Raw genomic sequence first — 20,743 nt, 5'->3', positions numbered from 1 at the left:
GTGACGGGGGTTGCGGGATGGTGCGGTACCGGCCGGCGGACTGGCATGTGCTGGACCTGGACAAGGACCCGACGCCGGGCGATCCGGACCGGGTGCGTCAACTGGCCCGTACGTTGCATGACTTCGCGGATGATGTCGCGGATGCGTTGCGTCTGATCAAGGGGATGGCGCAGGAGAACGAGACGCTGGAGTGGGCGGGGAAGACCGCCGAGGTGTTCCAGGACGAGTTCTCGGACGTACCGAAGAATCTGAAGAAGCTGAAGAAGTCGTGGGACCTGTGCGGTGACGCGCTGGTGGACTACTGGCCCAAGCTGGAGCGGGCGCAGGCCCTCGCCGACAAGGCCCTCGCCAAGGGCCGGGAGGCACAGGCCGACCTGTCCTCGGCCAAGTCCCGGCTGTCCTCGGCCGATTCGTGGGTGACGCGGGCGGCCAAGGAGTCGGACAAGTACAAGGACGATCCGACCGGCAGCAAGGCCGCAGATCCGCCGGACGAGGCGAAGGTCCGGGCCGCCACCCGCGATGCCCAGCACGCCAAGACGGCCCAGAGCACAGCCCAGTCGGACGTCTCCAGTGCCCAGTCGGCGCTGGACGCGGCGAAGAAGATGGCCGAGGACGCGCGGAAGATGCGCGAGGACGCGGCGGGTGAAGCGAAGCGGAAGATCGACGAGGCGTCGGACGCCGGTATCCAGAACCGGAGTTGGTGGGAGGATGTCGGGGACTGGTTCGTCGACAACTGGGACAACATCGTCGCCGTCTGCAAGATCGTCGTCGCGGTGGTCGGGGTCGTGGCGATGATCATCGGGGGGCCGATTCTCGGTGCGATCGTGCTGATCGCGGCCCTGGTCGTCCTCGCGGACACGCTCTACAAGTATTCCAAGGGACAGGCGTCCCTGTGGGATGTGGGCTTCGCCGCGCTGGACTGCATACCGGGGATGAAGGGGCTGACCACCCTCGGCGGTCTCGCCAAGGGCATGAAGGTGTTCGGCAAGTTGGGCCTCAAGGGCATGGCCATGGGGGTCAAGGGGCTGGGCAAGACGGCCGCGCAGCACATGGACGACCTCTTCAAGGGACTGCGCTCGGGAGCCGGCGACGAACTCAAGGCCGGCAAGCCGATGAAGGGCCGCTGCAAGGGCGGCGACCCCGTCGACATGGTCACCGGCGAGATGCTGATGTCGCACACGGATGTCCGTCTGCCGGGCCTGCTGCCGTTGGTGATCGAGCGGCACCACGTTTCGAGCTTCCGTTCTGGGCGCTGGTTCGGTCCGGCATGGATGTCCACCTTCGACGAGCGCCTCGAACTCGACGGCGACGGCGCCGTCCGCGCGAGTGCGGACGGCATGCTCCAGGTCTATCCCGTCCCCGCCCCCGGCAGCCCGGTGATGCCGAGCCAGGGTCCGCGAAACCCGCTGACGTGGGACGGAACCCCTGGCAGCAGTGTCACGATCAGCGATCCCCTTACTGGGCTGACCCGGCACTACGGTCCCGCACTCCAGCCGGACTCTCCCGACGCCGACAGCGGAACGGCCGTCGTCCTCCCGCTGTCCGCGGTCACCGACCAGAGCGGCGACCGCATCGACTTCCAGCGGACTGCCGAGGGCACGCCCTTCGCGGTCCGCCACTCCGGCGGCTACCACCTCACCGTGGACACCGAGGACGGACGTATCACGGCCCTCCGCCTGTCGGAGTCAGCCGACCGGCCTGGCGCGCTCCTGCGTACGTACTCCTATGACGACCCCCGCAGGCATCTCACCGCCATAGCCAACTCCGCCGGACGCCCCTACCGGCTGGAGTACGACGAACTCGGCCGCATCACGTCCTGGACCGACCGGAACGACCGCTGGTACCGCTACGGGTACGACGGCGACACCGATCGCGTGGCGTACGGCATCGGCCAGGACGGGGCGATGTCCGCGCAGTTCGCGTACGACGACGTACTGCGGACGACGACGATGACCGACAGTCTTGGCCACCGCACCCAATACCACCACGACGAGCGACTCCATCTCACCCGAGTCGTCGACCCGTTGGGGTTCGTCGTACACACCGAGCACGACGCCCGCGGGCACCTGCTGTCCCGCACCGACGAGCTGGGCCGCACGACCCGCTTCACCCTCGACGTGCACGGCCAGCCGCTGCGCATGGACCGGCCGGACGGCACCAGCGTCCACGTGGAGTACGCGGACCAGGTCCTGCCGGTCGCCATCACGGAGGCCGACGGGGCACGCTGGGAGGGCGCGTACGACGGCCGGGGCAACCTGCTCACCAGCACCGACCCGCTGGGCGCGACGAGCTCGTACACCTACGACGAGCGCGGGCACCGTGTCGCCGAGACCGACGCGCTCGGCAACACCATCCGGTTCGACAACGACGGGGCCGGTCTCCCGGTCCGTGTCGTCGATCCGCGTGGCAGCGTCGTCACCGTGCGCAGGGACGCGTTCGGCCGCGTGGTGGAGATCCACGACGCGGTCGGCGGGACCGTCCGACAGGGCTGGACCCCCGAGGGCCTGCTGCTGTGGCGAGAGCGCGCCGACGGCGGGCGGGAGTCCTGGTCGTACGACGCGGAGGGCAACCTCACCGAGCACCGTGACGCGGGCGGGTTCACCACCACGTTCGAGTACGGGGCATTCGACCTGCCCAGCGCCAGGACCGATCCGGACGGTACCCGCTACCGCTTCCGGCACGACTCCGAGCTGCGGCTCACGGGGGTGCTCAACCCGCGTGGCGACGAGTGGAGTTACCGCTACGACGCGGCGGGCACCCTGATCGGCGAGACCGACTTCGAGGGCCGTACTCTCACCTATCTCTGCGACCCGACAGGACGCCAGGTCGAACGGACGAACGGCACCGGCCAGACGGTGCGGGTGACGCGTGACGCCGCAGGCCGGGTGGTGACCTCGCGAACCAACGACGGCACGGTCACCTCGCTGCGCTACGACCCGGCCGGACGCCTCATCGAGGCCGCGAGCCCCGTCGGCAGTGTCGCCTACACCTACGACGTCGTCGGCCGGATCGTCGCCGAGACCGTCGACGGCCGGACCGTCACCAGCGCATACGACCCGCTGGGCAGGCGGGTGCGGCGGACCACGCCCTCCGGCGCCACCTCGCACTGGTCGTACGACGCTGCGAGTCTGCCCGCCTCGCTGGTCACCGCGGGCGGCGAGCTGACCTTCGCGTATGACGCGGCCGGCCGGGAAACCGCTCGCGGGCTGGGCGCTGCGGCCACGCTGACGCAGTCCTGGGACGCGGGGCACCGCCTCGTCGGGCAGGTCGTCCGGGCGCGCACCGGCGGCGACAGCGCGGCCGTGCGACAGTCCCGCTCCTACGCGTACCGTGCGGACGGCTTCCTGACCGGGGTCACGGACCGGCTGGCCGGCACCCGCACGTTCGACCTCGACTCCACGGGACGCGTCACCCGGGTGTCGGCCCGGACCTGGACCGAGACCTACGCCTACGACGACCTCGGCAACCTCACGGCCGCCGACCACCCGGCCGCCGGCGGGCAGGACGCGCAGGGTTCGGCACGGCACTCCGGGACGAAGGTCACCGCGGCGGGCCGCAGCACGTACGAGCACGACGCCCAAGGGCGCGTGGTCCGCGTGATCCGGCGGACGCTGTCCGGTCTTCGCCGGATCTGGACGTACGCCTGGGACGCCGAGGACCGGCTCACCGAGGCCGAGACGCCGGACAGCGGCGCGTGGCGCTACCGCTATGACGTGCTCGGCCGCCGCACCGCCAAGTCGCGCCTGAACGCGGACAGTTCGGTCGCCGAGGAGATCCTCTTCACCTGGGACGGCGCCAACCTCGCGGAGCAGCAGTCATTCCGGGACGGCGAGACGGAGACCGACACCTGGGACTGGGAGCCTGGCACCCACCGCGCGGCGGCGCAGACGCGGAGCCGATGGCGCACCGCCGACCCGGAAGAGGTCAGCAGGCGGTTCTACGCGATCGTCACCGACCTGGTCGGCACCCCCAGCGAACTCGTCGGGGAGGACGGCGAGATCGCCTGGCGGTCCGCCACCAGCCTGTGGGGAAGGCCCCTGGCCGGCGACGGCGGCGGCCTGTGCCCGCTGGCCTTCCCGGGCCAGTACCGCGACCCGGAAACCGGCCTGCACTACAACCTGTCCCGCTACTACGACCCGGACACCGCGAGTTTCCTGTCCCCGGACCCGCTGGGTCTGGTCCCCGCGCCGAATCACCGCGCGTATGTCGACAACCCCTTGCGCTGGAGCGACCCGCTCGGCCTTGAAGGTGACGAGCCGACCCGGGTGTACGACGACTCGACCTACGACAAGCATGGTTCGGGCAGCGGTTCATCGGCCAAGGGCGAGGTCAGCCGTGCGCCCGCCAACGGCCAGGCCGCCTTGGACCGGTCAATCCCCTTGGGCGACCCGAATAATCCGAACAAATTCCGGCGCCTCGGTGTGGACCACGTCAACAACGAGATCGTGGTCCTGGACCGACACGAGTACGTCACCGACAAGAGCGGCAACATCGTCAAGGAGATCTACCACGGTCACGTCCGTTCCTCGTACCCGGGGGATGGCATCACGGAAGGCGACCTGAACAAGCTGAAGAAGCAGGGCATGATCAATAACATCAAGAAACAGAAGGTGCTCCCGCCACCATGCGACTGATGACAGATGGAAGGAAAGTCGGCTATGGCCTCCAAGTGGGACTGGGAAACCGGCGAGGGCGTGTCGCATATCGACGACCCGGCCGAGGTTGACGCCGCCTTCGAGCGGGGTGAGTGGCCTCTGGGTTCGGCGGTGATCGGGTTGGCCTTCAATTGTTCGCTGGAGGAGGCGTCGCCTCGAATTGTCCGGGCGATGCAGTTGCCGGACCTCGCTCAGCGCGGGTTCGCGTTCACTGCGGCCGGCGCGGCGGCGCGGCTCAACGGCAAGCTGACGCCGGAGCTGTACGAGGCACTGCGGGCGGAGGGGCACAAAGGCCTCGCCGAGTACGCCATCGACGACACGCTGGCCTTCGTACCGTTCCGCAGGCTGCCGCCGTGGCTCAAGTGGCGAAAGCTGTGGACTGGAGTACGCAACAAGCTGGAGAGCTGGTGGCTGCGGTCCGGAGAAACGGTCGAAGAGGCCTGGCAGGCCCTGCGCCGTCGGAGCTGACATGGGGAGAGGCGACATGGTGTCCGGGTGGAACTGGGACGGCGACGAGAGCCTGTTGCGTTTCGACGACCCCGCTGAGTGGGACGCGGCGTACGAACGGGGTGAGGGCCCACTGGGCTCCGCCGCGATCGGGCTGGCCTTCAACTGCTCCCTGGCCGAGGCTTCGCCGCGCATCATCAGGGCGATGCGGTTGCCGGACCGCGGTCAGCGGGGGTTCGCGTTTACCGCGGCGGGCACCGCGGCCCGGCTCAACGGCGAACTGACCCCGGAGCTGTACGCGGCGCTGCGCGCCGAGGGCTGCGGCGCCTTCGCCGAGCACGCCATCAGGGACACGCTCACGTTTGTGCCCTTCCGGCATTTGCCGCCGTGGTTCAAATGGCAGATGGTGCGGACAACCGTGGGGGACAAGCTGGAGTACTGGTGGCAGCGCGCCTCGGATGCTGCCGAGGAGGTCTGGAACTCCCTCCGTCGACGGCGCTGATGGAGGGAGAGTCGTCCATGACATCCGAATGGGACTGGGGGAGTGGGCGAAGGTCTGCTGAATCTCGACGACCTGGACGAGGCGGATGCCGAACGCATGTCAGGTGACGAGCTGATGGAGCGTGCGGACGGCATCGTCGCGGGCCGTGGATACGTGGGCCGGGAGAAGGCCACTGAAGTGGCGGTGGCTGTGCCCGAATCGCGTACCCGCATTCTCGACTGACTACGGAACCTGTCCGCTGAGGGAGACTGGCGGAGGTTCGAACGGCTCGCGGGAGTGGCGGTGCACCTGCATCCGGACGGGCTTGCCTCGATTCTGGCGTCGGCGCTGGCTTCAGGCGTGCCGGGCGTGAACGCGGAGGACCTGGTCGACATGCTCGGTGAACTGCGGGCCCCCGAAGCGGTGTAGGCGATCAGCTCTCTCGTGCAGGTGCGGAAAGACTCCGACGGGCCCCTGTACGCGCTGTGTGTCAAAGCAATCCAGTCGCTCGGAGAGATCGGCACCCCTGAGGCGAACCGGTTCCTGAAGGGCATCGCCACGAGTGAGCCGAGCGTATGGCCCGCCCCGCTGAGGTGGCATGCGGCAGAGGAACTGGGCATCGAGGACGAGCTCGGGTTCGACGAGGACGAGATGCTCGGCGGGCTGTAGGCCGCCCGTATCGCTTGTACGCCGCGTTGCGCGCGGAGAGTCCGGGCGGCTTCGCCGAGGACGCGATCCTGGGCACCCTGACGTTCGTGCCGTTCCGCGATCTGCCGCCGTGGTTCAAGTGGCGGAAGATCGCGTCAAGGGCGCGGGACAAACTGGAGACTTGGCGGCTGACTGCCACGCACGCGGCCGAAGACGCCTGGCGGGCGCTGCGCGGACGCCGCTCCTGAGAGTGGGTGAGGACGGGGGAGCCTTCCGGATGTATGACCATGCGCTGGAAGAACTGCTCGCTGTCGCTCCGTGCGAACCGGCCTGTTGATTGCCTCGGTAGGCAGCCGGACAGAACCTTCCGGTGGCCAGGTCTACGCTGTGACCTGCGGCTACCGCATGCCCTGCGGCCTTCGTGAACCGGTGATCAACGGTGGTGCGCCCTCTGATGCCGATAGAGGCGGGAGGCCCGTCGTCGAAGGAGATACGGTGCTGGGATTGCTGGGCTTCCATGACGAGTTCGACGACCGCCCCGGCCGGCCGAACGGATCCATCCACGACGCCGTCCAGCCCGTCGGGGAGCCGGACGAGGCGGAGTTGGTGGCCTATCTGGGTGCCGGCCACGTCCTCATCGACGTCATGGAATCGGGCCACGACGTCATCACCGGTGACGCACACCGCCACTCCCTGGGCTGCTCGTCGCTGGTCACCGACGGGACCTGGCTCTGGCGCCTGGACTTCCCGCGCTACGTGGAGACGCACCACGTCCTGTTGCCGCAGGCGTTCGTCGAGCACGTGCGAACCCTGCACCATCGGATGCCGCCCCTCGTCACCGCGCAGTTCGCCCCCCACTGCAACGAGACCCTGCCCCTCATCGGCTGGGCCTCGGCCGTACCGTGGCAATCGACCGAGACCGTGCACGAACCCGAACCGCGCGCGGTGATGGGCAAAGCGGACTTCGACGCGGCGATCCTGGCCCAGGAACGAAACCGACCGGACGGCAACTGGACCAAGCCCCGCAAGCCGAGGAGAGGTTGAGGCAACACCGCAGCCGTGGGCTCAGATGGCCGGGTGCGGGGTGTCGGCCTTGAGTACCTCGACGAACACGCTGAAGGCGCGGGCCGGAAAGGTGAGGGCGCCGCGGCCGGGTTCCTTGGAATCGCGTACGGCGACTCGGGTGCGCAGGTCGGCTATCTCCACGCAGGCGTTGCCCTCGGCGCCGCCGGAGAAGGTGGACTTCCGCCAGATCAGGGCCTGGGTCATCGGGTGCGCCTCACAGTTCCTTCGACAGGCGGTGGATGAAATCCCTGGACGCCGTGGGGTCCAGCGTCGCCTCCTCCACCTTACGGAAAAGTGTTCGAAGCGTCCTCGGTTGAGGTTCCGCGTCGATGAACACCGTGTCAGTGGCACCTTCGCTTAGCCCGGTGTCGAGTTGGGGTACCGGACCGTCCATGTACATCATCGAGGCTCCGGCGCCGCCGAAGCCGTCCTGGTCGGTGGGAATGACGCGCACGGTCACATGTTCCTGCTCGATCCGGTCCAGGATCTGCCGGAGTTGAGCCCGGGAGACCTGCCGGTCGGCCACACGGGTGCGCAGGGCGAACTCGTGGATGATCGCCTCGTACGGGGTGGGGCTGTCGCCCTCGATGGCAGCGCGGCGCCCCATGCGGAATTCCACTCGGGGCGTCAGCTCGCTCTCGGGCAGCTCCGGGCGCATGTATTCGAAGAGGGCTCGGGCGTAGTCCGGGGTCTGGAGGACGGTGCTGATCGTCCTGACCCAGAGCAGGTCCACGGCCCGCTGGGCGGCGGGGCCGATCCGTCTGGGCCTACCCGGCTGGCACTCGCTCACCGTGAGGCCGCTCGTGCTGAGCCCGGAGAACGTGCCGCTGATCGCCGACGAGACCGAGGCCAAACGGGATGTATTCCTCGCCGCGTTCTCCGCGATGACGCATGGTAAGGGCCCGGGTGCCGCTGCCATACTGAAACCGCTGGCGGCGGCCCTGGAGACCACCGACACCGAAGGCGCGGGAATGCTCGCGCAGTTCGTCGAGTCATGCCTGGGCGATGCCCAGGCCAAGCAGATCTGGAAGGAACTGATGATGCCGGTCAACTACTTCTTCCGGCACGAGGTCGCCGAGAAAGTCAGGGAAGAGGGCCGAGAGGAGGGTCGCGAAGAGGGTATCGAGAGGGGACGCGCATCGATGGTCCTCCGGATCCTCGACTGGCGCAGCATCACGGTTCCGGATTCCGTACGTGACCGAGTGGAGAGCTGCTCAGACCTGAGCCAGCTGGAAATCTGGGCCCAGCGAGCAGTCAGTGCGACGAGCGCGGAGGACCTGTTCGCCGGCGGCACGGACTGACTGATCCGATCCGGCCGCCGGGACGTGATCCGCGTCAGCGGTTGACCGACTGGATCTCCTGGACGTCGATGACCTGCGTCGACTCGAACGTGCCGTTCGGGAGGTTGCCCCCGGTGCCGTCGCTGCCCGGCCAGCTGATCTCCCAGGTTACGGAGGCCTTCAGCTGGTACGGGCTGCCACCGGTGGCGCGGAGGTACGTGATCCCGCACGGCGGCGCCTCGGATGCCCTGCCCGCCGCGTACGGCGTGCCGATCGAGCCGTCCTCGTTGATCGTGCAGTCGCCCGAGGCTGGGTAGGTGGTGGCGTCGGGTGTCCCCGGGTCCAGGTGGAGGGCGACCGGCTTGGCCGTCGTCTCCGCCCACAGGCCCGTGTTGGGGAGCGCGGCGCGGACCTTGACCTCCTGGAAGGTGCCCTTGTCCAGCCAGACCCAGGTGGGCAGGTTGACGGTGGACTTGGCCGTCGGCCTCAGCTCGACCTCGGTCTCGGGGACCTTGATCTTGTCGTAGGCGTACTCGGCAAGGGTCTTCGAGGTGGGGGCGTTCGGTACGTCGGGGATCTGGCCGGCGTTCTGCCAGAACATGAGTCGGCCGCACAGTGATGTGTCGTCGATGCCGAGGACGTTCGGAGCGACTCCGCGCCAGAAGTGTCCGTCCTCTCCCAGGTTGTAGTTCTTGTAGCCCGCAACAGTCGACGGGGCGGCGAAGTAGTTGGCGGCGTCCTTCTCGTCTCTGAAATGATCGGTCCACAGGCGTGTTCCCTGCCACCCCTGGCGAATGCTGACGTTGCCTTCGCCGTTGGTCTCCGCGAAGGTTTTCAGTTGCGCGGGGGTGAATGCGGGCTCGTACCAGCAGGGCGGCGGTTTCCAGTTCACGTCAACCGACGCCAGGGTCCCCCGCTTTCCGCCGGTCGGGCCGCCGATCTGCGTGACCTTGATTCCTGACTGGGAGACGGAGGCGGCGATCTGTTTGCCCTCCGCTTCGCCTCTCGTGTCGGATTCTCCGAACGCGCTGGCGGGGAGCGGAGCCCAGAACGCCGCGACAAGTGACGTTGCGATGACAAGGAGCCCCGTGCGCCACGGCTTCACTGTGCGCACTCGCCCCTCTTGGCGGTGACGGAGTCGTTCTGCCACACGCCCTGAGCGCTCTTTCTCAGGGTGACCAGGTAGCCGACTTCAGGAGCTGTGCCCTCGGGATTCCCCACGACCGCGCCCGTCTTACGGTTCTTTGTGTACGCCTTACTTTCGTCTGTGCAGTAGCGGAGCGAGGCAGTCCTGCCGTCTCCGCTGTCGACCAAGGTGACTTTGGGATCGAAGGCGGGCAACTTGCCGATGACGGTGACATTCTTGTCCGTATAGGACTTGATCCACCGACTGCTTTGCGAGCGACCGTTTTCGGTGTCATAGAAGGCGAGGGCTTCGCTGTCAGGATCGTTCGCGATGATTGCCGCGTACCCCGCACGGAGTTCCTCCTTGGCATCGTCGAGTACGGCCTGCTCCTTGGCGTCGCTGCTGGTCCAACTCTCAAAGGTAAGCTGGAAACTGCTGGGGAGCGTGATCACCGGACGGGTGACCTGGGATGCCGCTGATGCCGACGCCGATGCGGAAGGCGACGCACTGCCTGCCCCCGACCCCGCCCCCTTGATGTCGCCAGCCGACGAGTCCCCCCCACCCCAACCCCCGCCGCATCCGGCGAGCAGAAGGGCCGCTGTCGCGGTGAACGTGACGACGGTGACGGACAGGGCGCGGCGGGCCACGGTTGATCTCCCCCGGAGTCGGACTGATGCGTGTGTACGGCAGAGAACGAAGCTATCAGGGGTGCGTAGAGGGCATTTGCGTGTCGCCCGGGGGTTGTGGGGGGACCGTGAGGAGTGTGTCGTGGCGGTTGCGAACGGTCCGTATGTCGACCGACTCCCCTGCCGAAATAAGATCCCGATAGGCTCAGCACACCCCCACGTCTCGCTCCCACCCCACACGACACGAACCCAGGACACCCGCCATGCCGCGACGCAGCACATCAAGCCGGACGGGAAGCCCCACGGGCAGCAGGACGGGAGGCTCGCCGGGTCCGGGGAGCGCTCCGGGGCCAGGGAGTTCGTCGACGCCCAGGAACCGGACACCGCAGCCCCTGCCGAGGCGGCGCCGCAGCTTCGGGGACTTCGTCAAGGCGTTTCTCGCGTTCGTCGCCCTCGCCGGTCTGCTCGTCGCGGTGCCCTACGCCCTCGTCGTGGTTGTCGGCTGGCCGTTCCCGGACGGGTCGCCGTCCCTGGACTGGCTGCAGGAAGAAATCACGGTCAAGACCTTCACCGGCGTCCTCGGCGTCATCGTGTGGATCGCCTGGGCCCAGTTCACCGCGTGTGTGCTCGTCGAGGTGAAGGCCGCGCTGTCCGGGGTCGGGATGCCGGGGCGGGTGCCCGGGGCCGGGCCGAGTCAACTGCTCGCGCGGCAGCTCGTCGCCGCGCTGCTGCTGGTCGGAGCCACGGCCGCCTCCCTCACCCCCGGGCTCTCGCAGCTCGGGCACAGCTACGACGACAACCAGCGGGGCACCGTCGCCTCCGCGCAGGTCACGCCCGGCGGTTCGCTGAGCGGGATGTTCGCGCAGCAGCAGGAACAGGCGGCCAGTACCGCCGCCGCGCTCGGCCAGCAGGCCGCCGATGCCGCCAGTCACGCGGAGGTCGGGGGGCCGTCGGTCAAGGCCGGCGACACGAAGTACTACCGGATTCAGCCGCCCGAGGGGCGTCATCACGACTCCCTGTGGGAGATAGCGCAGCGGCACCTGGGTGACGGGCGCCGGTACGGCGAGATCTACCAGCTGAACAAGGACCGTGTGCAGCCGGACGGTTCGCGGCTCTCCGAGGCCAGTCTGATCCGCCCCGGCTGGATCATGCAGATGCCCGGCGACGCCCGTGGCGGCGACCTTGTCGAGATGCCCAGCACCAGTACGGGCAGTACCGCCTCCAACGCCGGTTCCACCGTCTCCCCGCAGGTCGCGCAGCAGATCAACACGTACGCCCAGACCGGCGACCACGCCCAGGGAGCCGGCGGCGGCCAGCAGGGCACCGCCTCCCTCGACACCCAGACCACCCGCATCAGCCTCCCCCAACAGCGCCCCGCGACCGGCGACTCGGAGGCCACCCCCGCCGTACTGCACGCGCAGCACACCGCGACCCCGGCCGAAGAAGCCACGCCCGCCGCCTCCGCCGAAGCCGACGCCGGTTTCTCCTTCGGCCTCTCCGAAGCCCTCGTCGGCGCCCCCCTCCTCGCCGCCGGTCTCCTCGGCGCCCTCGGCCGCCGGCGCCGTCAGGCCCTGTGGCAGTCGGCGCTCGGTGCGGTCGGCGGGCGGCGCGGTATGGAGCCGCCCACGCCGACCGGTGCCGCCGCCGACGCCCAGGACGCGCTGCTCGTCGGCGCCGACCCCGAAGGCGTACGCCTGCTCGATCGCTCGCTGCGCGGCCTCGCCGCCTCTCTCGCCGGCGAGTCCCGCCCGCTGCCCACCGTCTACGCCGCCTGGCTCAGTAACGGCGACCTGCACCTCCAGCTCGCCCAGCCCGCCGGGAAGCCCCCGGCCCCGTGGCAGCTCGGACAGGACCAGACGTTCTGGCTGCTGTCCCGGACCGACGCCGAGCGGTACGAGGATGTCGACACCGCCGCTCCCTACCCGGGCCTCGTCAGCCTCGGGACCATGGACGACTCGCGACTGCTGCTCAACCTGGAGTCGGTGCCCGGCATCGTCTCGCTGAGCGGCAGCGAGTCCGACCGGGCCGCCGTATTCGCCTCCGTCGCCGCCGAGTTGGCCACCAACGGATGGTCGGACCGCATGACCATCACCCTCGTCGGGTTCGGCCAGGACCTCACGCCCCTCGCCCCCAACCGGCTGCGCCACCTCGACGGCATCGAGGCCCTCGTCGAGACGATGGAGGCCGAGACCCGGCAGCGGCGCGGTGCGCTCGGTGCGGCTGGGCACGACTCCGTACTCACCGGACGTACCGGCCCTGCCCAGCACACCCGTTGGGCCCCGCACCTCGTACTCCTCGCCGCCGAACCGTCCGCCGACGACGCCGTCAAGCTCGCCGAACTCGCCGCCGACGCAAGCCGATTGGGCATCGGATACCTCGTCGGCACCGAGGGCGGTGAACTGCCCGGCGCCGCCTGGGAGATGGAGATCACCAGCGAGGGCAAGCTCCTCGCGCCCCTCCTCGGGCTCGAACTCGACGCTCAGGTACTGCCCGTTGCCCAACAGCGGGCGATCGTCGAGCTGTTCGTCGCCGCCGACCCCGAACGCGCCGCGGAGGGACCGGCGACGACGCCCCCCTTCCTCGTCGACATCAGCGAGCAGGGACGGCCGGCGGTGTACGCGCGGCTCGTGGGCCCGTACGAGATCATCGGCCTCGACACCCCGGACGGCGAGCGCAGCCCGCTCCAACACGAGGCGCTCGCACTGCTGTTGCTGCACCGCGAAGGTGTGCACCCGCGGGTACTCGCCTCGGCGCTCTGGCCGCGCGGCGTCACCGACGACGTACGCGAGGCACTCCTCGAGCGGCTGCGCGTCTGGCTCGGCACCGACCCCGACGGCACCCCCCGTCTCGCCACCGACGAGAACGGCCGGCTCACGCTCGCCAAGTCGGTCGTGTCGGACCTCGACGTGCTGCGCTCCCTCTACCACGAGGCCACGCAGGGCAAGGGCGTCGACAGTCGGGTCGTACGCGGACGGCTGCTCACCGACGCGCTCGCGCTGGTGCGCGGGCCGCTGCTCGCCGACCGACCCGAGGGCCGTTACGGCTGGCTCACGCACGAGATCATCGACGCCCAACTCCCGCTCCTGGTCGCGGACATCGGGCTTGCGCTCGCCGAGTTCCACCTCGTGAAGAACCGCGCCGAGCGGGCCATCGAGGCGCTCACCGCCGCGCTCAACTCCGCCCCCGGCGACGAGCGGCTGTGGCACGAACTCCTGCGCGCCACGCACTCCACCGGCGACACCGACAAGCTCCAGCAGGTCGCCGCCGACCTGATCCGGCGCAGCGGCGCGCGCGGTCTGCCGCCGCGTACCGAGGCCCTCCTCGACGAGCTGCTGCCGACCTGGCGCGACGGCACAGCGGCTGTGGGATGAGCATCGATCAGCTGATCGTGGCCGCCGCCGTCCTCTGGGGCGCGGCGGCCGGGACGCTCGTGCCGCGCGCCGCCTACCGGTTCTCCGTCCAGCCCGAGGAGACCTGGCGGGACCGCTGCCCGCGAGGGCACGCGCTCGGCGGCTGGCTGGGCCGCGCGCGGTGCGCGACCTGCGCCGGTACGGGCACCAAGGACCAGGCGGATGCCGGGCACCTCGCGACGGGCGCGGGCGGCCCCCCGTACGAACAGAGCGCGTCGTACGGGCCGAGCACCCCCCTCCTCGCCCTCGCCACCGCGCTCGTCTGCGCGGCCCTCGCCGCCGCGACCGGTACCCGGCCCGAGCTCGGGGTCTGGCTGCTGCTCGCGCCCGTCGGGGTGCTGCTCGCGGTCGTCGACTTCCGGGTGCAGCGGCTGCCCGACCTGCTCACCCTCCCGCTGGCCACCGCCGCCCTCGTCCTGCTGGGCGTGGCCGCGCTGCTGCCCGAGCATGCCGGCGACTGGCCGACCTCCCTGCTGGGCGCCCTGCTGCTCGGCGGCGCGTACTTCGTGCTCTTCCTCATCAGTCCGAACGGCATGGGCTTCGGCGATGTGAAACTCGCCCTCGGACTCGGCGCCGTCCTGGGCTGGTACGGCTGGGGGAGTGTCGTGCTCGGCACCTTCGCCGGATTCCTGTTCGGCGGGCTGTACGGGCTCGCCCTGGTCGTCGCGCGGCGCGCCGGACGCAAGACGTCCATCCCGTTCGGGCCGTTCCTGATCGCGGGCGCGTTCGTCGGGCTCCTGATCGGCGCGTACGCGGCCTGACGTGAGGCGGGACAGGGCACTGACGTAGGCTGGAACGGTCCGCCACACGCCATCCGAAGGGACGCTCGGTGACCGAGAACGCCGACCTCATGTCGTTTGATGTCACAGCCGTCCTCGACCGGGCCGCCGCGGGTGGGCGGATCACCCCCGAAGAGGCGCTCGTCCTCTACCGCGACGCCCCGCTGCACGCCCTCGGCTCGGCCGCCGACGCCGTACGCCGCCGCCGTTACGCGGGTACGGAGCACATCGCCACGTACATCATCGAGCGCAACATCAACTACACGAACGTGTGTGTCACGGCGTGCAAGTTCTGCGCCTTCTACGCCGCCCCCAAGGACACCGCCAAGGGCTGGACCCGCGATCTCGAGGACATCCTGCGCCGCTGCGCGGAGACCGTCGAACTCGGCGGTACTCAGATCATGTTCCAGGGCGGCCACCACCCGGACTTCGGCGTCGAGTACTACGAGCAGCACTTCGCCGCGATCAAGGCCGAGTTCCCGCAGCTCGTCATCCACAGCCTGGGGGCGAGCGAGGTCGAGCACATGGCCCGGATCTCGAAGGTGTCGGTCGAGGAGGCCATCACCCGTATCCACGCGGCCGGTCTCGACTCCTTCGCCGGCGCCGGCGCGGAGCTGCTCCCCGAGCGCCCCCGCAAGGCCATCGCGCCCCTCAAGGAGTCCGGCGAACGCTGGCTGGAGATCATGGAGACCGCGCACGGGCTGGGCGTCGAATCGACGTCCACCATGCTCATGGGCACCGGCGAGACCAACGCCGAACGCATCGAGCACCTGCGGATGATCCGTGACGTACAGGACCGGACGGGCGGCTTCCGCGCCTTCATCCCGTACACCTACCAGCCCGAGAACAACCACCTCAAGGGCCGTACGCAGGCCACGATCTTCGAATACCTGCGCATGATCGCCATCGCCCGCCTCTTCATGGACAACATCGCCCACATCCAGGGCTCGTGGCTCACCACGGGCAAGGAAGCCGGCCAACTGTCCCTGCACTACGGCGCGGACGACCTCGGCTCGATCATGCTGGAGGAGAACGTCGTCTCCTCGGCGGGCGCGAAGCACCGCTCCAACCGTATGGAGATCATCGACCTGATCCGCAAGGCGGGCCGCGTCCCCGCCCAGCGGACCACGACGTACGAGCACATCGTCGTCCACGACGACCCGGCGAACGACCCGGTCGACGAGCGCGTCATGTCCCACATCTCGTCCACCGCGATCGAGGGCGGCACGGCCCACCCCGAGCTCAAGCTGCTCGCCAGCAACTGACCAACTGGCCAAGTGACCTTCCCGTGCTGACGATTCACGCCGCCGACGAGGTCCGGGTCGGCTGGGACGAGGAGCCCCTCAAGGACGGCGCCGTCGCCGTCGACGGCCACCGGGTTGCCGCCGTGGGCCCGTTCACCGAGGTGACGGAGCGATTCCCGGGAGCGCGGGTGCGGCAGTGGCCGGGCGGTGTCCTCGGCCCGGCTCTGGTCCACGAGGGCCCCCTCCCGGACGCCCCGACGCCACGCGAACGCGTGCACGCCGTACTGAAGGGCGGCGCGGTGGCGGTACTGGAGGCGTACGTCCCCTCATCCGACCTCCGCTCGGCCGCCGAACGCAACGAGGTCGTCGTACTCCGGCACACGCGAACCCCGGCAATCGCGGAGGGCGCGCGAGCCGACCTGGCCGTTTTCGACGGGGAGGGCCTGTGCGTGGCCACGGTCTGCGCCGGCCGTCTGGTTCACAGGCGCCGCTGAGGCCGCATCCGCGCCCGTGCCGCCGGGAGGTCGTGCCGCCGGGAGGCCGTGAGGTACGTCCTGCCACAATGGGCAGGTGACCCGCGCATCCCTGAACAAGCAGCCGCACGAAGTCGCCTCGATGTTCGACGACGTGGCGGAACGGTACGACCTCACGAACGACGTGCTGTCGCTCGGGCAGGACCGCGTGTGGCGCAAGGAGGTCGCGAAGGCGGTCGACGCCCGCCCGGCGCAGAAGATCCTCGACCTGGCCGCCGGTACGGCCACGTCCTCCCTGCCCTTCGCCCGCACGGGCGCGTACGTCGTCCCCTGCGACTTCTCCCTCGGGATGCTCAGGGTCGGCAAGCGGAACCACCCCTGGCTGCCCTTCACGGCGGGCGACGCCACCAAACTGCCCTTCAAGGACGACTCCTTCGACGCCGTGACGATCTCCTTCGGGCTGCGCAACGTCCAGAACACGGGTGCGGCGCTGCGCGAGCTGTACCGGGTCACGCGTCCCGGCGGACGGGTCGTGATCTGCGAGTTCTCGCACCCGACATGGGCGCCCTTCCGCACCGTGTACACGGAGTACCTGATGCGGGCGCTGCCCCCGGTCGCCCGTACGGTCTCGTCGAACCCGGACGCGTACGTCTACCTCGCCGAGTCCATCCGCGCCTGGCCCGACCAGCCGGCCCTTGCCGAACTGCTGGGCGACGCGGGCTGGTCGAAGGTGGCCTGGCGCAACCTCACGGGCGGCGTCGTAGCCCTGCACCGAGGCTTCAAGCAGCCGTAGTTGCAGCCGTAGCCGTAGCTCCCGGTCACCTGATCGCCTCGAACATGTCCCCAGGCCGGCCGAGTTCGCGCTCCAGCCCGCCGCTGGGCGGGCTCGGCACCCGCGGCTCACGCACCCCCGCGCCTCCGCCGCCCTCGCCCTCCCCGAAGTCGAACCACACGGTGACGACGGCACCGCGCGGTATCGCCACGCCCGGCGGCGGATACTGCCGTACGACGTAGTCGACGACGGTGAGATGGAACTCGGGCCGGTCGGGCGCGGCCAGCAGGACCCCGTGTGACCTGGCCCTCTCGCGCGCGTCCACGGCCATCAGGCCGACGAGCTTCGGTACGCGCACTTCGGGTGTGTCGGGTGTTGTGCGCACGGACGTCATCACCCCCAGCGGTACGGGCAGGGTAACCCCGGCCGCGTACCGTCCGGAAGCGCTGAGTGGTTATTCGCGCCGTACGGTCACCGTCTGTGACGGTTTCCGGTCACAAGTCGAGCCGGTAACAGTGCCCCTCCTGTTCCAGCGTCGGCGTCGTGAACACCTCGGCGAGTCGCATGCCCAGCCGCCGGGTGACCGCGATGGACCGCTCGTTGCGGGACAGGACCATCGCGACCACGCTCGACACGCCCGCCGAACGAACCCTCTCCAGCGTCAGCTCGGCCGCGGCGGTGGCGTACCCCTGGCCCCAGTGGGCCCGTCCGAGCCGCCAGCCGATCTCGATCTCTCCCTTGGGGCCCCAGTCCTGCGGCCACGGCTGGGCGCCCGTGAAGCCGATGACCTGGTCCGACTCGTCGAGCATGGTCCACAGGCAGAACCCGTACTCGGCGTCGTGCCGCCGCTGGCGGGCGGTGAGCTCCTCGTAGAGGGACAGTTCCGCCGACTTGCCCCCGTGGAACTCCATGACATCGGGGTCGTCGAAGACGCGATGCCAGGCGAAGGCGTCCTCGTCGGTGGGAACACGGAGGCGTACTGCGGGGAGCGTTCGGTCCACGGGGCAGCCCTTCAGCCGGGTGATCAGTACTGCTGAATAGACTGCCCATGTCCAGTGCCGGTCGGCACGTAGATTTCCGAGTCTTGGGGAGAACCCGTCGTGACCGAGCCCCTCTCCGAAAACACCGCCGATGTCATCGTGGTCGGGGCGGGGCCAGCCGGCTCCACGACCGCGTACTACCTGGCGAAGGCCGGACTCGACGTACTGCTGCTGGAAAAGACCAGCTTCCCCCGCGAGAAGGTGTGCGGCGACGGCCTCACACCCCGGGCGACCAAGCAGCTCGTCGCGATGGGCATCGACATCTCCGAGGAGGCCGGCTGGCTGCGGAACAAGGGCCTCCGCATCATCGGTGGCGGTGTCCGCCTCCAGCTCGACTGGCCGGAACTCGCCTCCTTCCCCGACTACGGACTCGTCCGCAAGCGCGACGACTTCGACGAACAGCTCGCCCGCCAGGCCCAGAAGGCGGGCGCGCGCCTGTACGAGCGCTGCAACGTCGGCGCCCCGATCACCGACGACCGCGCCGGCCGCATCACCGGCGTGCACGCGAAACTCGGTGAGGACAAGCGCGAGGTCACCTTCCACGCCCCGCTGGTGGTCGCGGCCGACGGCAACTCCACCCGCCTGTCCCTGGCGATGGGCCTGCACCGCCGTGAGGACCGCCCGATGGGCGTCGCGGTCCGGACGTACTTCACCTCGCCCCGGCACGAGGACGACTATCTGGAGTCCTGGCTGGAACTCTGGGACCGGCGGGGAGCCGAGGACCGTCTGCTCCCCGGCTACGGCTGGATCTTCGGCATGGGCGACGGCACGTCCAACGTCGGCCTGGGCGTCCTCAACACCTCGGACTCCTTCAAGGAGCTGGACTGGCGCGAGGTGCTCAAGGCATGGTGCGCTTCGATGCCGGAGGACTGGGGCTACACCCCCGACAACATGACCGGCCCGATCCGCGGCGCCGCCCTTCCCATGGCCTTCAACCGGCAACCCCACTACACGAAGGGCCTGCTGCTCGTCGGCGACGCCGGCGGCCTGGTGAACCCCTTCAACGGCGAGGGCATCGCCTACGCCATGGAATCCGGCCAACTCGCCGCCGACGTCATCGTCCAGGCCCACGCGCGGGCCACACCGGCCCAGCGGGAGATCGCGCTCCAGCGCTACCCGCGCGTGCTCAAGGACACCTACGGCGGCTACTACACGCTGGGCCGCGCCTTCGTGAAGCTCATCGGCAACCCGAAGATCATGAAGATCGCGGCCGAACGCGGCCTGACCCACCCCTTGCTGATGAAGTTCACCCTGAAGATGCTGGCCAACCTGACCGACCCGACGGGCGGCGACGCGATGGACCGAATCATCAACGGCCTGAGCAAGGTGGCCCCGAAGGCGTGATCGACGGGGGCCCTCTCAGGAGGTGAGGGCCTCCCGCTGGGCGGCCCGTCGCGCGAACACTCCCTCGCGACGGTCCGCCACCTGCCGCAGCGCGTCCCTGCGCTCCCGCTTGGAGAGCCGGTCCGGATACACGCGCCCGTTCACATGGTCGCTCTCGTACTCCAGACACCGCGCACGACGGCCCGGTCCGGGCGGGGTACGTCCATCACGGCCCCCGGCGCAGACAGGCAGCTCTCGCCCCGGTTGGCCGCGAGCCCGGCTCGGCGGCCGTGTACTCATCAGGGACGTGCCGGCGACGAGCGCGGCGAGTCCGGGCCCGCGGCCAGCGCTTCGACGGGCCTGCGCCCCCCTCAGGGGCCGGAGAAGGGCCGCTGCCCACCAACGGCAGCGACCCTCACCCGTGAATCCTCGACAGCCCGCTCAGAGAACGCGCACCGCGCCCGACGCCGGGTAGCCGGACAGGTCCTGGATGACAACGCCCTTGGACGGGTTGGCCGCGTCCAGGTACTGGCCGTTCCCCACGTACACCGCCACGTGGTAGGCCGAGCCCTTCGCACCCCAGTACAGGATGTCCCCGACCTGCACGTTGGAGAGCGAGACCTCTGTGCCGACCGTCGACTGGTCCTGCGAGACCCGGGGAAGGTCCACGCCGACCTGCCTGAACGCGGCCTGGACCAGGGAAGAGCAGTCCCACGCGTCGGGGCCCGTGGCGCCCATGATGTAGGTGTCGCCCAGCTGCGCCTTGAGGAACGAGATGACGGTCGCGACGCTGCCGCTCGCGGGGGCGGTCACCTGTGACGTCCCCGAGCCGGCGGTGGTGCCGGAGTCGGAGGTGGAGGCGCTCAGCGTCGCGCGCTCGGCGGAGCGGGAAACAGCGGCCTCCGCAGCGGCCTTGCGGGCGGCCTCGGCCTTCTCCTTGGCCTCCGCCTTCTGCTTCGCCTCCGCGAGGTCCTTACGGGCCTCCTGGGCCGCCTGGGCGGCCGCGGCGTCACGCTCGGCCTGGAGCTCGTAGTTCGCGGCGGCCTGCTGCGTGGCGTCCGCGGACTCGGCGATCTGAGTGGCCAGGTCGGCCGTGAGGGTGGGCAGTTCGAGTGTCTGCGTCACAGGCTCCGCGGCGTTCGCCGCAGTGGACGCACCCGCCACTGCCAGGGTGCTGAGAACACCACCGGCGACTCCTGCGCGCATGGCCAGCGACGAGCTGCCGGTACGCCGGGGCTTCCGGTGGGTTCGTATGTGAGCGGTAGCGGTGTGGGACATGGGTACTAGCGGTACCAGGGGCTCCTCCATACCTACAAGGAACGTGTGGTGCGCCACAGTTGTTCAATGAGGCCCCCAAATTTCCTGTCCGTCACT

The 20,743-nt window shown here is 69.6% G+C and carries 20 protein-coding genes and 3 pseudogenes; 15 read left to right on the top strand and 8 right to left on the bottom strand.

Going from position 1 to position 20,743, the window contains the following annotated elements:
* Nucleotides 1–17: 17 nt before the first annotated feature.
* The 8 genes from ADL01_RS20100 (at nt 18) to ADL01_RS20070 (ending at nt 7,275) form a co-directional block, all read left to right on the top strand.
* Complete coding sequence (locus tag ADL01_RS20100) at nt 18–4,634, top strand: DUF6531 domain-containing protein (protein WP_053743395.1); 4,617 nt, start codon at nt 18–20, stop codon at nt 4,632–4,634.
* A gap of 24 nt (nt 4,635–4,658) precedes the next feature.
* Nucleotides 4,659–5,123 carry a hypothetical protein gene (locus ADL01_RS20095; protein ID WP_053743394.1) on the top strand — a complete coding sequence of 155 codons (465 nt, stop codon included), beginning with the start codon at nt 4,659–4,661 and terminating at the stop codon, nt 5,121–5,123.
* A 16-nt stretch (nt 5,124–5,139) separates the two neighbouring features.
* The gene (locus tag ADL01_RS20090; protein ID WP_053743424.1) at nt 5,140–5,604 is read left to right on the top strand and encodes a hypothetical protein; all 465 of its coding nucleotides are present in this window, start codon (nt 5,140–5,142) and stop codon (nt 5,602–5,604) included.
* A 42-nt stretch (nt 5,605–5,646) separates the two neighbouring features.
* Nucleotides 5,647–5,826, top strand: a complete 180-nt coding sequence (locus tag ADL01_RS20085) for a hypothetical protein (RefSeq protein ID WP_053743393.1) — start codon at nt 5,647–5,649, stop codon at nt 5,824–5,826.
* Between the two features lie 60 nt (nt 5,827–5,886).
* On the top strand, nt 5,887–6,012 hold the full coding sequence (locus tag ADL01_RS47270) for a hypothetical protein (RefSeq protein ID WP_267889930.1): 126 nt from the start codon (nt 5,887–5,889) through the stop codon (nt 6,010–6,012).
* A gap of 15 nt (nt 6,013–6,027) precedes the next feature.
* Entirely contained in the window at nt 6,028–6,252 is a 225-nt protein-coding gene (locus ADL01_RS20080; protein WP_053743392.1) for a HEAT repeat domain-containing protein, read from the top strand.
* A gap of 14 nt (nt 6,253–6,266) precedes the next feature.
* Nucleotides 6,267–6,479 carry a hypothetical protein gene (locus ADL01_RS20075; protein WP_053743391.1) on the top strand — a complete coding sequence of 71 codons (213 nt, stop codon included), beginning with the start codon at nt 6,267–6,269 and terminating at the stop codon, nt 6,477–6,479.
* A gap of 247 nt (nt 6,480–6,726) precedes the next feature.
* The gene (locus ADL01_RS20070; protein WP_053743390.1) at nt 6,727–7,275 is read left to right on the top strand and encodes a hypothetical protein; all 549 of its coding nucleotides are present in this window, start codon (nt 6,727–6,729) and stop codon (nt 7,273–7,275) included.
* 21 nt (nt 7,276–7,296) lie between these two features.
* On the opposite strand, the gene ADL01_RS20065 is transcribed toward ADL01_RS20070, so the two are convergent.
* Nucleotides 7,297–7,500 (bottom strand): DUF397 domain-containing protein, encoded by a 204-nt coding sequence (locus ADL01_RS20065; protein ID WP_053743389.1) that lies wholly within the window; start codon nt 7,498–7,500, stop codon nt 7,297–7,299.
* 10 nt (nt 7,501–7,510) lie between these two features.
* Nucleotides 7,511–7,996 (bottom strand): annotated as a pseudogene (locus ADL01_RS20060) (DUF5753 domain-containing protein); the annotation flags it as partial.
* A 1-nt stretch (nt 7,997) separates the two neighbouring features.
* Here ADL01_RS20060 and ADL01_RS20055 point away from each other — a divergent pair.
* Nucleotides 7,998–8,597 (top strand): annotated as a pseudogene (locus ADL01_RS20055) (hypothetical protein); the annotation flags it as partial.
* A 34-nt stretch (nt 8,598–8,631) separates the two neighbouring features.
* Here ADL01_RS20055 and ADL01_RS20050 read toward each other — a convergent pair.
* Nucleotides 8,632–9,681: a hypothetical protein gene (locus ADL01_RS20050; RefSeq protein ID WP_053743388.1), complete on the bottom strand. Its 1,050-nt coding sequence runs from the start codon at nt 9,679–9,681 to the stop codon at nt 8,632–8,634.
* Complete coding sequence (locus ADL01_RS20045; protein WP_053743387.1) at nt 9,678–10,349, bottom strand: hypothetical protein; 672 nt, start codon at nt 10,347–10,349, stop codon at nt 9,678–9,680. The genes ADL01_RS20050 and ADL01_RS20045 overlap by 4 nt, the downstream gene beginning before the upstream one ends.
* A gap of 242 nt (nt 10,350–10,591) precedes the next feature.
* On the opposite strand from ADL01_RS20045, the gene ADL01_RS20040 reads away from it, so the two are divergent.
* The 5 genes from ADL01_RS20040 (at nt 10,592) to ADL01_RS20020 (ending at nt 17,027) form a co-directional block, all read left to right on the top strand.
* Nucleotides 10,592–13,699 carry a BTAD domain-containing putative transcriptional regulator gene (locus ADL01_RS20040; protein ID WP_234354726.1) on the top strand — a complete coding sequence of 1,036 codons (3,108 nt, stop codon included), beginning with the start codon at nt 10,592–10,594 and terminating at the stop codon, nt 13,697–13,699.
* Nucleotides 13,696–14,499, top strand: coding sequence for a prepilin peptidase (locus ADL01_RS20035; RefSeq protein WP_053743386.1), 804 nt, complete (start codon nt 13,696–13,698; stop codon nt 14,497–14,499). Before ADL01_RS20040 ends, ADL01_RS20035 begins: the two co-directional genes overlap by 4 nt.
* Nucleotides 14,500–14,567: 68 nt before the next feature.
* Entirely contained in the window at nt 14,568–15,782 is a 1,215-nt protein-coding gene (gene mqnC / locus ADL01_RS20030; RefSeq protein WP_053743385.1) for a cyclic dehypoxanthinyl futalosine synthase, read from the top strand.
* A 23-nt stretch (nt 15,783–15,805) separates the two neighbouring features.
* Nucleotides 15,806–16,255, top strand: coding sequence for an imidazolonepropionase-like domain-containing protein (locus ADL01_RS20025; protein WP_053743384.1), 450 nt, complete (start codon nt 15,806–15,808; stop codon nt 16,253–16,255).
* Between the two features lie 76 nt (nt 16,256–16,331).
* Entirely contained in the window at nt 16,332–17,027 is a 696-nt protein-coding gene (locus ADL01_RS20020; protein ID WP_053743383.1) for a demethylmenaquinone methyltransferase, read from the top strand.
* Nucleotides 17,028–17,052: 25 nt separating this feature from the next.
* Here ADL01_RS20020 and ADL01_RS20015 read toward each other — a convergent pair whose 3' ends face one another.
* Entirely contained in the window at nt 17,053–17,400 is a 348-nt protein-coding gene (locus ADL01_RS20015) for a PASTA domain-containing protein (RefSeq protein ID WP_053743422.1), read from the bottom strand.
* A 100-nt stretch (nt 17,401–17,500) separates the two neighbouring features.
* Nucleotides 17,501–18,007: a GNAT family N-acetyltransferase gene (locus tag ADL01_RS20010; RefSeq protein WP_053743382.1), complete on the bottom strand. Its 507-nt coding sequence runs from the start codon at nt 18,005–18,007 to the stop codon at nt 17,501–17,503.
* A gap of 99 nt (nt 18,008–18,106) precedes the next feature.
* On the opposite strand from ADL01_RS20010, the gene ADL01_RS20005 reads away from it, so the two are divergent.
* Nucleotides 18,107–19,390, top strand: coding sequence for a geranylgeranyl reductase family protein (locus ADL01_RS20005; RefSeq protein ID WP_053743381.1), 1,284 nt, complete (start codon nt 18,107–18,109; stop codon nt 19,388–19,390).
* Nucleotides 19,391–19,405: 15 nt separating this feature from the next.
* On the opposite strand, the pseudogene ADL01_RS42280 reads toward ADL01_RS20005, so the two are convergent.
* Nucleotides 19,406–19,635: pseudogene (locus tag ADL01_RS42280) on the bottom strand (peptide deformylase); the annotation flags it as partial.
* A 175-nt stretch (nt 19,636–19,810) separates the two neighbouring features.
* Nucleotides 19,811–20,677 (bottom strand): C40 family peptidase, encoded by an 867-nt coding sequence (locus ADL01_RS20000; RefSeq protein WP_053743380.1) that lies wholly within the window; start codon nt 20,675–20,677, stop codon nt 19,811–19,813.
* Between the last annotated feature and the right edge of the window lie 66 nt (nt 20,678–20,743).

Origin of the sequence: Streptomyces sp. NRRL WC-3618 (genome assembly GCF_001280005.1) — a bacterium.
In the GTDB taxonomy this organism is placed as follows: Bacteria; Actinomycetota; Actinomycetes; order Streptomycetales; family Streptomycetaceae; genus Streptomyces.
Note: the sequence above shows the minus strand (reverse complement) of the source record. Positions and strands in the feature narration are given on the sequence as shown.